Source organism: Microbulbifer hydrolyticus (assembly GCF_009931115.1).
GTDB lineage: Bacteria > Pseudomonadota > Gammaproteobacteria > Pseudomonadales > Cellvibrionaceae > Microbulbifer > Microbulbifer hydrolyticus.
Genome location: NZ_CP047491.1, coordinates 3277285 through 3290556 on the forward strand (window position 1 = coordinate 3277285; position 13272 = coordinate 3290556).

The following is a 13272-nucleotide window of genomic DNA, read 5'->3' on the forward strand; positions in this document are numbered from 1 at the left end:
CAATTCCAATGAACACAATGAAGAATCAACCGATCAATCCAGCGCTACTTAATCAACTGTTTGCACTCATCAACAGCGGACAGTCCAGAGCGGCTCTGCCAGAGATACACCGGCAATTAACGCTGTCGCCCACCGAGCCAAACCTCTTGCACCTGGCGGGAATCGCCAGCGCTGCTACTGGCAGGAACGCTGAAGCCCTTTCCTATTTCAAAAAATCACTGCAATCTGCCCCGAATCAGCCAGCGGTTCTCAATAATTTGGCGAATTTGCTCAAAAAAATGGGAGAGATCTCAAACGCCAAGATCCACTTTCAGAAAGCAGTATCACTTAGCCCGAATTTCCTGGAAGCCCAACTTGGCCTGGCCACCCTTGAGTATGACCAGCAGTCCTACGGCGAAGCACGCAAAATAGCGCTATCGGCACTGGACGCGCACCCAAAGAACCTTCCCGTACTGAACCTACTCGGAAACATCAGCAAGAAGACTGATGAATTCGAAAAAGCGATAACATTTTTTGAGCAGGCGTTGTCGATCAAGCCGGAGTACGTCCCCGCCATTTATGGTCTGGCGGCAACGTATTCAGAAATAGCCCTCGATGAAAAAGCACTGCCACTATTTGAAAAGGCATCCAGGCTACGCCCGAACACAGCAGAGATTGAATACTCCCTTGCGCTCACTCAATTAAATCTGAACAGGTTTGACCAGGCAGAAGCAAACCTTAAGAACCTGATTGCGATTCACCCGCTTTATATCGACGCGCACAAGACCCTTAACGAGATTTACTGGCAACAAGGCAAGAAGAGTGCGTTCTGCGCGAGCTACGTTGCGGCGCGATCCAGTAACCCGAAGAGTACTGAACTGACCATTTCGCACGTTGAAAGCCTGTTAGCTGCGGGCGACGTCGCCGAAGCCGAACATGCCCTTGAGAGTGACTGGGCAGACTCCTCGAACCCCAACATACAGTTCTTAAGGGGAAAAATCGCCGAAGGACGCTCCCAACTTAGAGAAGCCCTTCCGCTCTATGAGTCCTCCTACGAACAACTAAAAACGACAGACATTGCCAAACAGCTGATTACTGCTCAAATCCAATGTCAGCAATTTGACAAGGCCCAGGAATTGCTTACGCAACACCTGCGTCGATACCCTGATGACCAGCTATTATGGGCCCTACAGGGAACATGCTGGAAAATGACGGACTCTGAAAAATACGAATGGCTAATACAAGACAACCGATTCATCCAGGAGTTTGAAATACCGACTCCCGATGGCTTCGCCTCTCTGGATGATTTCCTGGACCAATTGAAAGAACACCTTTTGGCCATACACAATCTTGAAGCCCAACCGTTAAATCAGTCCGTTAGAGAAGGCATTCAGACCCCCGGCAGACTGTTACACAAACCCAACCCGGTCATTCAGGCCCTGAAAGCGAGCTTCACCGAGGTCGTCAGCCATTATATCGAGTCAATGCCTACCGACACTTCACACCCTTTGCTACGGCGCAAATCCAGTGATTTCACGTTTTCAGGGTCGTGGTCGGTGCTATTGAGGGGCGGCGGGCACCACGTTAGTCACGTCCACCCGGCCGGCTGGATCAGCTCCGCGTTCTATGCGGCGGTCCCACCCAACGCATCCAGGGATAAACTGGCTGCGGGCGACATCTATTTCGGGCAATCGCCGTATCAGCTTGGGGAGCGTGACGATATTGAGTGTCATTTAACACCCACTGCAGGAAAACTCGTTTTATTTCCTTCGTTCACCTGGCACGGAACCGTTCCCCTGCCACTGGAAAAGAACGCCCCGAAGAGGATAACAACGCCCTTTGACGTTACGCCAAGAAGCGGTCATTTAAACTAACTGGCATCCGTGTCTCGCCGCAGCCAACCGGTAATGGAGTAGCGGCTGGTTGCGGCAAACGGGGTGACATAGGACACGGAATGCTTTTGGGGGACTTTGAATACATTGATCGCATTAAATGCAGGGACCAAGCTCCCTACAACGTTCTCTTCCCCATCAAAAAGGTGGAACAGCCCACCCCAGTCCGGACTCCAGTTTTTTGTCAGGTTGATTACATATGCAGCAACACGATTTTTCCCCGAGACATTGTCGTCATGGATTTTCAGAAAGTGCCCTCGGTCATAGCTGGTCGCCTGAACGTCAGCAAACGCTATTGACTCTTCACCGGTCAAAATTCTCATGAGCGAAAGGAAGGGCTTGCTGTTCACCAGCTCATATAGATTATTCAGTGGATTGCCTGGCAATATATTATTCTTATAAATATCGAACACAGGGATACTCTTGTAAAAATAGCCAAAGGTATCCGTAGCACTCTGCCAAATATATTCGTTCAGGGCCTTTTTCTGTTCTTCACTCCAGGAACAGTAATCCCGGTAACTAAGATCGACATGCTTCCCCTGGCGATTGAACACCAGGTTCCACTCACTCTGCGATTCCAGCAATTCCCAAAGCGCATTTGCCGATTCATTATTGAGAAATTCAGAGATCTGAACGAACCCCCGCTTTTCAAAATCTGATGAATAGCGCCGAATATCCAAAGAATCACTAATGTGGTACATTTCAGAGTTACACCGAAAAAATAAAAGCACTCAACTTTCGAACATATCAGGGGACTTCCCCGCCTATTCGAAACCGAACCGACCATTCGCATTGTACCAGAGTAGCCACAGAATCATGAACCAGCCCGACTTATTTGAATCGGCAAAACGCGCCATCAAAAGCGGTAACCTCGGAGAAGCTGAGAAGCTACTCAGGGACAACCTCGGGAATCAAGCTCAGTTCGAAGTTACCCGGCTGATGCTCGCTGAAATTCTAATTCAACGAGGTGACAGCAACTCGGCACAATCGCTGCTACTTGATGTGGTGGAAAAAACTCCAGGCAACCCACACAGCCACATATTACTGGCACATATTTCGAGGCTCAAAGAGAATCGTCCCCAGGCCCGGAAACATCTTCAAGCCGCTTTAAAATCAAGCAGCCTGACCCAGGAGAACCTTAAGTTCATTGCCGACGAATGCGTAGCCATTGAAGATTTCCATACTGCTATTCACGTGCTGAATCACGTAAATCCGATGGATGGAAAGAGCTTCCATAATCTGGGCTACTCTTACTTCCGAATTGGCGAAACAGGCAAGGCACTGCCGATATACCGGAAGCTTTTTGCCAGCTACCCGAAAAACCCGAGAATTGCGAGAGAGCTTTCACTCGCAGCGGCCGCATTTCGAGAATACGATACGGCGGTCGAGGCCTATGAAGCCTATATGCGTAATATTCAGCCCTCAGCCGCAGACTACCTCAAGTTTGCCGACCTTGAGTTGATGAACCATAACGTGGAAAAAAGTGAGCGCCATCTCCAGAAGTCGATATCGCTTGGAGAAAACAGCGCGGCAGCCAAGTTACTCCTCGCCAGAATCTCCCGACTGAAGGGTGACTACCCCCTTGCCCTTAACCTGGCAACCGAAGTGACCCAGGCGTCCCCGGGAACTGGGACAGCCTGGAGCCTTATCGCAGAGCTCACTCACAAGGAGGCAGTTGACAGCCAACTGATCGCGTCACTGGAATCCGCGCTCACACTCCCGGAGATATCCCCAGAGGACCTGGAGCTATCTCAATTCGCTCTTGCCGATCTTTATATAAAAGCTGGCGATTTCCCCACTGCATATCACTACATGCATGCGGCAAACCGCACCAAGGCCGCACAGTTAAAGAGACAGGGCACCCAATATAATCCCGATTTAGCCGAACAGCACTTCAACGAACTAAAATCGGCGTTCACCGATAGCAGTGACTTATGCAATTCTGAATGCAGCCACCGCCCGGTATTTGTGGTCGGCATGCCCCGCTCCGGCACGACCATGATCAACCGAGTCCTTGATGCATCCGGAAAATTTAACTGCATCGGTGAAAGTGAGGCACTCCCATATATTTTTGCGCAAACCCGACGTACCGGTGGCCCATTGAGAGACTATCTCACTCAGGCAAGCTCCGAGACTTGGAATAACGCAGCAAATGAGTACCTCAGGCGCATCAAACACAGTGACAGACCGTCCGTGGACAAGATGCCCAGCAACTTCCTGTACGTCGGCTATATATTATCAATGTTTCCTCATGCGCGAATAATCCAGATGCGCAGAAACCCTTTTGATGTCTGCCTGTCAATCTTTTCCAAGCCCTTCCCCGAGGGACACAACTACGCGTGCAGTCCCAATGATGTGGCGCACTACTACTATCAGGCAAATTCACTTATGGATTTCTGGTCACAAAAATTTCCGGAAAACATTTTTGAAATTGATTTTGACCAGTTCCTGGAAAAGCCGAATGCCATCGGAAAAGAGCTCTATGAATTCCTGAACGAAGACTGGTCTGAGGACAACTTGCTGCCACCTGAAAATTCCACTCAGGCCTTCACCTTTAGCGAAATCCAGGTGCGCCGTAAAATCAGCAGGCAGGAGAGTATGAAGTGGCAACCCTTCAAAAAAGTTGCAAACGACCTTATGGATGCCATTAAATTACAAGCTAAACAGTCTAAATAGACCCTTTTCTTCAGACGTTGACCAGCATGATGTACAAACTGCAAGACAACTTAAACCTCGAGCACTGGAGCGAAGTCTTCCAGCAGGATATGCGTTGCCGGGTCATCGACCTGATGCCAGAGAAGTCCGCTCAGTCAATGCTGGAGGCAATCCAGCTACACGCTGAGTTCAAACAGGCTCATATTATTGGCAACCAGTACCGGGAGATAACTAAAGCCGAGTTCTCAGAGCTATCTGTATCTGAGCGCTCCCAACTTGTCCGCGATGTTTACAGGCAAGCACAGAATGGCATTGGCTTCTGGTACGGGCGCAAGGGCCTGGACTCACAAACAAAAACGCCCCTTGCAGATATCTATCGATGGCTAAGCAGTCCTGAGGTGATCGCGGCGGTGCAGGCCATTACCGGGAACCCTAACCTTACGGGCCCTTCGGCACAGATCACATCATTTGCACCGGGAGATTTCCTGACCAGGCACAGGGATGAAGTGACAGCCGAGCGCAGACGTATCGCCTTTGTGCTAAACCTGAGCCAAAACTGGCACCCCGATTGGGGAGGCCTCTTGCAGTTTTTCCGCGATAATGGCGATACGCGGGATGCATGGACTCCGACATTCAACAGCCTCTGCCTGTTCGACGTCAAGCATGTGCACTCTGTGACCGCTATCGCGCCATTTTCTCCAAAGCCCCGCATTGCTATCAGCGGCTGGTTTCACAGTTAATCTCCTCCGCATTGGCTTCCAAGGCCAATAAAACCACTGCAGATAAGCATGCACTTTTTAGTCCTGGCGTGCTTACCTGCCTGCGATTCCCAAGATCCAGACTTAAACTCTAACAGCACGATCTTTCCGTACGCGGTGCAGTCCACGTTACAATTTGACCAGTTCCAACTCAAAAGCGCCGTTTCCCAAAGGGAATTACAACTAACCTCCACTCAAACGCATACTTTATGGATACATTAACCGCCTTCCTTACCCTCCTCTTTGTAATGGATCCACTGGGTAATATTCCGGTATTCCTCGCTGCACTGAAGAACGTGCCGCCGAAGCGCCAGCTGTATGTGATCATGCGCGAGCTGATTTTTGCGCTGATTGTGCTGCTGGTGTTCCTGTACGCCGGCCGCTTTGTACTGGCGTGGCTAGGGCTTTCTCAGGAGGCGATCCGCATTGCCGGTGCCATCATTCTCTTTTTGATCGCGATCCGGATGGTGTTTCCGATAGAGGGCGGAATTATGGGGGAGCGGCTTGAAGGGGAGCCCTTCTTCGTTCCGCTGGCGGTACCTCTGGTTGCGGGCCCCTCCACCATGGCCATTCTTATGCTGATGACTAATAGCGAAGGAGAGCAACTGTGGAACTGGACGCTGGCGCTACTTGGCGCGTGGGCGGTGTCCGCGGTAATCCTGCTCGCCTCGTCTCCGCTCGCCAAGTTGCTCGGCACCCGCGGTCTGATTGCGGTGGAGCGATTGATGGGCATGGTTCTGGTGATGCTCGCGGTACAACTTTTCCTGGACGGGATCAAACAGAGCCTGGCCTGATTCTTTTCGATTTAGAAAGAACAAAAAATAAACAGAATTCATTTTTTTATTTTTCTCTGGGGGCGACGCTCGCCCCTAGCGCTTTAATCTGAAACTTTATTTATGTGCCAAATTAAGTTCGGATTCATACTCTAAAAACCCAGCATCGAACAAAAACCAGCCAACCGAACTCCTTTCTCCTCACCAGAAACCGCCGTTTTAGCTAGACTCATCCTAATAAATAAATGTTTAGTGCAAATATTTTTCGAACGAGCGGCCATCATCAAGATATCAACACTTTCAACCGTTCACAATTTGCCCACAACGATCACAAACGGAACAAATAATCCATTTGCAACAAGATCTCACAATGTCAGGTTAGTTCCACTATCAACAATCATCCTTTAAAGTCAGCCCGCACTAAAAATACAACAAAACCTAAAAAGTGCCTCTAAATACATAAAGGATGCATTTATGATCAAGACCAAGTTGAGCATTGCTATCGCAGCATTCGGCACCATCGCCGCTACCGGTGTTTCCGCGCAGGAAGCCGTTCCCGGCCCGACCGTCGAAGAAGTGATTGTTACTGGTTCCCGCATTGCGCGCGACCCGCTCTCTACTACTGGCCCTATTACTATCGTGGATTCCGAAGCCATCAGCCGCTCCGGCGTTGGCACCATCGACGAACTGCTGAACCAGCTGCCGTCCATGGGCACCACCGGTATCAACGCAAATGACAACAATGGTGGCCAGGGCCTCGCATTTGTTGACCTGCGTAACCTGGGCTCCGCCCGTACCCTGGTACTGGTAAACGGCCGCCGCTTCGTATCTTCCGCTTCCGGCGTCAGCTCTGCGGTAGACATGAACAACATTCCCGTTGAAATGATCGACCGTATTGAAGTACTGACCGATGGCGCATCTGCGGTATACGGTTCCGACGCCGTTGCCGGTGTGATCAACGTGGTCATGAAAGACTCTTTCGACGGCGTTCGCATTAATGCCCGCGCGGGCTCTACCTCCGATGGTGGCGGCGAGAATGGCGATATTTCCCTCACTTTTGGTAACGAAGGTGAGCGCGGCAGCTTTATTGCCAACATCAGCCACAGCCAGCGTGACGAGATCACCTTCAACGATCGCGACTGGGCCGGCTTGACCAGCTCCATGGGTCCGAACGGTAACATCTTCACCAACTACGGCAGCTTCAGTGTTGGCGAAGATGGTGTAACTCTGGGCGACTACGCCGGTTACGACATCGGCCAGCACATGTGGCTGTCTGGCGCCATGGAGCGTACGTCCGCAACCGCATCCGGTAAGTTCTCCATCACCGACAGCGTTGAGCTGTGGGGTGAAGCCAGCTACACCACCAAAACCACCAACCAGCAGCTCGCGGCTCAGCCAATGTACGCTGGCAACGGTTTCGTTCTGGACCCGGAGCAACACCTGCCAGCTGAAATTCAGTCTCAACTGCAGGACGCCTGGCAAGAAGCCTATGATGCCTGGGTAGCGAACGGTTCCGATCCTGAAGACAAAGTGAACCCGTTCCCCGGCGCAACCTGGGTTGAAGGTTTCTCAGACTTCCGTATCCGTCCGGTAGCCGGTGGCACTCGTTCCTATGAGCAGCAAACCGATACCTACCGCCTGGCCGCTGGCCTGGACGGCGATCTGGCAAACGGCTGGAGCTGGGACACCTTCTTCAGCTACGGCAAAAACGAAGGCGATAACGTAACTGCCAACTCCTACAATAAGACTCGCCTGAACGAGATCTTCAGTGGTGAAGCGGGTCTGGACTATGATTTTGCCGGCGGCATGAGCCCGGAAATCATGGACTACTTCCGCTACGACGACCGTGAAAACAACGAATACGAGCTGGTTAACATCGGTGCGTCCCTGTCCGGCGACATTGAAGCAATTCAATTCCAGGGCGGTGCACTGGGCTTCGCTGGCGGTATTGAATACCGTGAAGAGTCCGGCGAATTCAATCCGTCTCCGGAGACCCAGAGCGGTGAGACCTTCGGTAACCAGCAAGACGCCACCGGCGGTGACTTCGACGTTGCGGAAGTATTTGCGGAATTCAACCTGCCGATTCTGGCTGGTGTTCAGTACGCTGAAGAACTCTCTATCGACGCTGCGGTTCGTTACTCCGACTACAGCACTTTCGGTGGTGAAACCACTGGTAAAGTAGGCCTGGTTTACGCGCCTATCGAAGACGTGCGCTTCCGCTCCAGCTACTCTACTTCTTTCCGCGCACCTGGCATCTATGAGCTGTACAGCGGTTCTGCGCAGAGCTACGAGACTCTGACAGACCCGTGTAGCACAGGCACCAGCAACCCTGAAGGGCAAGGCGCCAACTGCGACATGGTCAGCCCCGGCTTCGAGCAGGCAGGTAACCAGGTACCAACCAACATCGGCGGCAACCAGGAACTGATGCCTGAGCAGGCAAAAACCTTCACCGCTGGTATCGTGTGGACTCCGAGCTTCGTAGACGACCTGTCCATCACCCTGGATTACTACGACATCAGTGTCGAGGACGCGATCACTTCCCCGGATCTGCAGCGCATCCTGGATGACTGTTTCCGCGACGGTATCGCCAGTGCCTGTTCCTTCGTAACCCGCGGCGCCGGCGACCAGATCGTTGCACTGGAAGGTGCGAAGATGAACATCGGTCAGATCGATACCCGTGGCGTTGACATCGACGTAGTGCAGAACCTGCACTTCGACGCTGGCCGTCTGGCTATGCGCGCTCAGGCAACTCGCATGCTGGAGTACAAAGAGTTCAACGAGCAGTCCGGTACTGAGTCCGACTACCTCGGCGAAGTCGGTATTACCGGTGGTCTGTACGTAGACTGGCGCGGTCTGGCGAGCGTTACCTGGTACGGCAACGATTGGGATGCAGGCGTTGAAGCCCAGTACTTCGACGGTGGCGTCAGCTCCTCTCCCTACTCCGTTGATATCGACAGCCAGACCTACCTGAACCTGCGTGCGGGCTGGGACGTGAATGACAACCTGCGCGTGTCCACCGGTCTGGACAACGTAACCAACGAGGAGCCGCAAGACACCTCTGGTTACAATGACTGGAACAGCTTCTACGACTTCCAGGGGCGCTACTTCTGGGCTGGTGCTTCTTACCAGTTCTAAGTTGTCGACTCGACGTCGCTGACGTTACGTAGACGAAAAAGGGGGATGCCATTGGCATCCCCCTTTTTTTTAGTACTTACTGCACTATTTTTACCTTTCCCATTTTCAAAATCTTCCTGGCAAGCCCAAGGGGTCAACGTTGATAATGCCCGGATCCCTATGTCGCAGCCTAGACCGCCCTTCTTTTTGATCACCCAATCCGCTTTTATCCATCAGTTCCAGCTTTCGCATATATACCTGCCTGGCCGTAGAATTGCCTGCGAGATGGAATGCTTCAAAGAAGTGATCGCGAGAGTCTTTGTAGTCGCCCAAACGATAGCTGGTCAGCCCCATCAGAAAATGAAAGCGGTGATCGTTTTCATACTGCCAGATGGCGCGCTTCAGCTGCCGCTTGGCACTTTTGAAATCTCCGTGCTCATAGGCGTTACGTGCCTGGTAGTAGAGGTAATAGGGGTTGCGCTGGCGGTGGTAGCGGGCTTTGTCCGCATAATAGTTGGCCAGCTCGAACTGCTTTTGCTTACGATACAGGCGCTCGAGGTTGCTCATGGCGATGGTGTGGCCGCTGTCGAGCTGAAGTGCCTGCAGGTAACTTTTTTCCGCAGCTCCATATTTTTCATTACGACTGTAAAAGGCCCCCAGATTGGCCCACAGGTCGCTGTCCCCGGGACGCAATTCCAGCGCCTTGCGCAGATAGCGGAATGCCTCGCGCATCTCGCCCTGTTGCATCCACTCCAGTCCGCGGTTGCTGTAGTACTGGGCGAAGGCTGCTTTATCGGAGAGACGGCGCTGGTCATAGATCGGGTCGTAGGCGGCGAGGTTGAAGTCCACCACGCGGCGTCCTTGGGGGCTTTCACTCACCATATTGATGTGGCGATAGACCACAAAGGTATGCTCCTCGTCATGCCCCCACACCGGTGGCACCTCTACCTGATTGAAGTAGGCATCCGCACCGAGCTCCCGCGCCATGGCCACCATCATTACTGTAAAGGCCATGCAATTTCCGACTTCCTGGCGGTAGGTCTCCGCGGCGGTTAGGGTCTGATCGGCCCGGTACTCGACGCGGAACTTGCGGCTCTCAAATCCGCGCAGCAGGGCGGCAAGACGCTGCTGCGGGCTGGCGCCCGGCGCCACTTGCGCGAGGTAGGCACGCATCTCGGGTTCCAACCCGAGAATATCGTCTTCCGGCAACTCATCCAGGGATACCGGCCCACCGAAAATGGCGCTGCCAGATAACAACCAGCCGACATCTACCGGCGAGCTTTGCTGCGGAGGCGTACCGGCACAACCACCGATCAGCACCAGACACAGTCCCAAAGCGAGAGATTTCCCGAGCCAACGGCGGGCCAGTGACCGCTTCGCCACTGGCAGCCCAGAATATTCCGGGGTTTTCATCGTCATTCTCCCCATATCGTCTTCCGAATCCCTGATTTTCCACGATTCTTGTCGCGAAGGAATACCTTTCGCAGGTTCATTTCCTGTTTCATCTGTAACCATTCGCCAGTTTTGCAGACCGCTGTTACACTCGGGAGGGTCTCATTTAAAGCTATAACAAGTTAAAGATATAACAATCGGAACAACTGATATGTCGTCACTACCGCAACAGAACAGCGATGGCTTTTTTGGCCATCCTAAAGGGCTCTCGACCCTATTCTTCACCGAAATGTGGGAGCGGATGAGCTACTACGGTATGCGTGCGCTGCTGGTCCTCTTTATGACCGCAAGCCTGCAACAGGAAGGCCTCGCCTTTACCGTAGCAGCTGCCACCGCCATCTACGGCCTCTACACCGGTGCGGTGTACTTCCTGGGTCTCCCGGGTGGCTGGATCGCCGACCGCCTGCTCGGCGGCCAGAGGACAGTCTGGTACGGCGGCATCATCATTATGTGCGGCCATATCGTGCTGGCTATTCCCAGCGACCACACCTTCTTTATAGGCCTGATTCTGGTCGCGACGGGTACCGGTCTGCTGAAACCGAATATCAGCGCCCTCGTCGGCCACCTCTACGCCGAAGATGACGTGCGCCGGGACAGCGGCTACGCGCTGTACTACATGGGTATCAACATCGGCTCCGTGCTGGGCTACATGGTGTGCGGCTACTTTGGTGAAAAAGTGGGCTGGCACTGGGGCTTTGGCGCCGCTGCCGTGGGCATGGCGATTGGCCTGATCCAGTACCGCAAAACGATTGGCAACCTGGGCGACGCCAGCCTCAAGCCGGAACACCCCATGACCACCCAGGGCGCGAAAAAAGCCTGGGGTACCATCTGGACCGTTGTTGCGGCGGTGATTGCAGTTACCGCGCTGACCATGAGCGGCATCATTGCTTTTGACCCGGTCGTTGTGGCCAAGTATGTAGCAGTCGCCTTTACCATCATTTTCTTTGCCTACTACGCCTACATCTATTTCGGAGGCAACCTCAACCAGACCGAAAAGCGCCGCATGTGGGCCCTGTTCCTGGTGTGTGTGGCTTCCGCCTGCTTCTGGTCCGGCTTCGAGCAGGCGGGTTCTTCCCTGAACCTGTTTGGCCGTGACTACACCGACCGCCTTATTGGCTCCTTCGAGATCCCGGCGTCCTGGTTCCAGAATGTGAACCCGATGTTCATCATCATCCTGTCGCCTTTCTTCGCCGCTTTGTGGATCAATCTCGGCAAGCGCATGATCACACCGTCCTACGGCATGAAGTGCGCCATTGGCCTGATCATCATGGCGACCGGCTTTATCGTCATGTTCTTCGCTGCCCAGCAGGCGGCACAAGGCCTGAAAGTAGCGCCGATGTGGCTGGTAACCACTTACTTCCTGCACACCGTGGGTGAGCTCTGCCTGAGCCCGGTAGCCCTGAGTGCGGTAAGCAAGCTGTCTCCGCGCCGCTTTGCCGGCCAGATGATGGGTGTGTTCGTACTCACCTACTCCATCGGCAACATCATTGCCGGCCTGCTGGCGGGCAACTTCGACCCGAACAACGTCTCTGAACTGCCGAATCTTTATATCCAGATCGCCATCTTCAGCATTGGTATCGGTGCTGTGATTGCACTGATCAGCCTGAAGTCCAAGGCCTGGGAGAAAGGTGCAGAAGACGACCATATCGAACCGATCGAGCCGGCCGAGGCGCCCGGCAAGACCGTGTAATCATCGAGATCGTTTGATGTAAAAAAGGCCGCTGCGGGAAACCGCAGCGGCCTTTTTATTTGCTCCCACAATGGGTGTGTCAGCTTGCCAGTACCGAGTAGTTCAACCAGATAAATCGCACGCCGATAATGAACAGCAACCCTGCAAAACAGTTTTTAAGCAGCTGTGGCGACAGCTTGTGTGCCAACAGTGCCCCCAGGCGGGCAAACCAGGTACTGGCGAGGACGATGCCCAGGAACGCCGGCCAGTAGATATAGCCGCTGCTCCATGCGGGCAACTGTGCGTTGCCCCAGCCCTGCACTGCAAAGCTCGCCGCCCCGGCTACCGCAATCGGCAGCCCGCAGGCCGCTGAGGTGGCCACGGCGCGCTGCATGATCACATGGCAGCGGGACAGGAACGGCACGGTAAGCGAGCCCCCACCAATGCCGAAAATAGCGGACGCCCAGCCGATAAAGGCGCCCACAACGGAAAGCCCTACCTTGCCCGGCAGCCGGCTGCCGTCGGTGGGCAGCGCCGCCTTGCGCAAGCCGTCAGCCCACATTTTAAACGCGATACCCACGGCAAAAATTCCAATCAGGAATTGTAGCCAGGCACCGCTCAGCCAGTCTGCAGTCATCCCGCCCAGCCAGGAGCCAAGCAGTATCCCCGGGGCCATGGTGGCGACAACCTTCCAGTCCACGGCGCGCTTGCCGTGGTGTGTGCGGATAGAGCTGATGGAAGTAACAATGATGGTGGCAAGCGATGTGCCCACCGCCATGTGGGTAAGGATTTCCGGGGCGACGCCCTGCGCCGTGAACACCAGCACCAGGGCGGGCACGATGATCAGGCCACCACCAACACCGAACAGGCCGGCGATGGTACCCGCGCCCATGCCCAGTAACAGGTAAATCAAAAGCACTTCCATAACGTCCCCAACAAATTTCAGGCAAAAAAAACGGTGGCATCTAGCCACCGCTTTT

The 13272-nt window shown here is 53.7% G+C and carries 9 protein-coding genes; 6 read left to right on the top strand and 3 right to left on the bottom strand.

What is annotated here, in order from left to right; translation table 11 throughout:
* Nucleotides 1–17 precede the first annotated feature (17 nt).
* A complete protein-coding gene (locus tag GTQ55_RS14035) occupies nucleotides 18–1853 on the top strand; it encodes a tetratricopeptide repeat protein (RefSeq protein WP_161859306.1) in 1836 nt (611 codons plus the stop codon).
* Here the strand turns inward: GTQ55_RS14035 and GTQ55_RS14040 are convergent.
* On the bottom strand, nucleotides 1850–2572 hold the full coding sequence (locus GTQ55_RS14040) for a 2OG-Fe(II) oxygenase (RefSeq protein ID WP_161859307.1): 723 nt from the start codon (nucleotides 2570–2572) through the stop codon (nucleotides 1850–1852). The genes GTQ55_RS14035 and GTQ55_RS14040 overlap by 4 nt on opposite strands.
* A 115-nt stretch (nucleotides 2573–2687) precedes the next feature.
* Between GTQ55_RS14040 and GTQ55_RS14045 the strand changes: the two genes are divergently transcribed.
* The 4 genes from GTQ55_RS14045 (at nucleotide 2688) to GTQ55_RS14060 (ending at nucleotide 9192) form a co-directional block, all read left to right on the top strand.
* Entirely contained in the window at nucleotides 2688–4547 is a 1860-nt protein-coding gene (locus GTQ55_RS14045; protein WP_161859308.1) for a tetratricopeptide repeat-containing sulfotransferase family protein, read from the top strand.
* Between the two features lie 26 nt (nucleotides 4548–4573).
* Nucleotides 4574–5266: a 2OG-Fe(II) oxygenase family protein gene (locus GTQ55_RS14050; RefSeq protein WP_161859309.1), complete on the top strand. Its 693-nt coding sequence runs from the start codon at nucleotides 4574–4576 to the stop codon at nucleotides 5264–5266.
* A 227-nt stretch (nucleotides 5267–5493) separates the two neighbouring features.
* Entirely contained in the window at nucleotides 5494–6078 is a 585-nt protein-coding gene (locus tag GTQ55_RS14055) for a MarC family protein (RefSeq protein ID WP_161859310.1), read from the top strand.
* Nucleotides 6079–6531: 453 nt separating this feature from the next.
* Nucleotides 6532–9192 (top strand): TonB-dependent receptor plug domain-containing protein, encoded by a 2661-nt coding sequence (locus tag GTQ55_RS14060; RefSeq protein WP_161859311.1) that lies wholly within the window; start codon nucleotides 6532–6534, stop codon nucleotides 9190–9192.
* A gap of 105 nt (nucleotides 9193–9297) precedes the next feature.
* Here the strand turns inward: GTQ55_RS14060 and GTQ55_RS14065 are convergent, their stop codons facing one another.
* Nucleotides 9298–10584 (bottom strand): tetratricopeptide repeat protein, encoded by a 1287-nt coding sequence (locus tag GTQ55_RS14065; RefSeq protein ID WP_161860180.1) that lies wholly within the window; start codon nucleotides 10582–10584, stop codon nucleotides 9298–9300.
* A 190-nt stretch (nucleotides 10585–10774) separates the two neighbouring features.
* Here GTQ55_RS14065 and GTQ55_RS14070 point away from each other — a divergent pair, with 190 nt between their 5' ends.
* Nucleotides 10775–12313: a peptide MFS transporter gene (locus GTQ55_RS14070; RefSeq protein ID WP_161859312.1), complete on the top strand. Its 1539-nt coding sequence runs from the start codon at nucleotides 10775–10777 to the stop codon at nucleotides 12311–12313.
* Nucleotides 12314–12392: 79 nt separating this feature from the next.
* Here the strand turns inward: GTQ55_RS14070 and GTQ55_RS14075 are convergent, their stop codons facing one another.
* The gene (locus GTQ55_RS14075) at nucleotides 12393–13217 is read right to left on the bottom strand and encodes a sulfite exporter TauE/SafE family protein (protein ID WP_161859313.1); all 825 of its coding nucleotides are present in this window, start codon (nucleotides 13215–13217) and stop codon (nucleotides 12393–12395) included.
* Nucleotides 13218–13272: the final 55 nt, after the last annotated feature.

Bases quoted from the DNA above. Each gene is read 5' to 3' on its own strand.
- GTQ55_RS14035 (WP_161859306.1), top strand. From the start codon at position 18: ATGAAGAATCAACCGATCAATCCAGCGCTACTTAATCAACTGTTTGCA.
- GTQ55_RS14040 (WP_161859307.1), bottom strand. From the start codon at position 2,572: ATGTACCACATTAGTGATTCTTTGGATATTCGGCGCTATTCATCAGAT.
- GTQ55_RS14045 (WP_161859308.1), top strand. From the start codon at position 2,688: ATGAACCAGCCCGACTTATTTGAATCGGCAAAACGCGCCATCAAAAGC.
- GTQ55_RS14055 (WP_161859310.1), top strand. From the start codon at position 5,494: ATGGATACATTAACCGCCTTCCTTACCCTCCTCTTTGTAATGGATCCA.
- GTQ55_RS14050 (WP_161859309.1), top strand. From the start codon at position 4,574: ATGATGTACAAACTGCAAGACAACTTAAACCTCGAGCACTGGAGCGAA.
- GTQ55_RS14060 (WP_161859311.1), top strand. From the start codon at position 6,532: ATGATCAAGACCAAGTTGAGCATTGCTATCGCAGCATTCGGCACCATC.
- GTQ55_RS14070 (WP_161859312.1), top strand. From the start codon at position 10,775: ATGTCGTCACTACCGCAACAGAACAGCGATGGCTTTTTTGGCCATCCT.
- GTQ55_RS14065 (WP_161860180.1), bottom strand. From the start codon at position 10,584: ATGAAAACCCCGGAATATTCTGGGCTGCCAGTGGCGAAGCGGTCACTG.
- GTQ55_RS14075 (WP_161859313.1), bottom strand. From the start codon at position 13,217: ATGGAAGTGCTTTTGATTTACCTGTTACTGGGCATGGGCGCGGGTACC.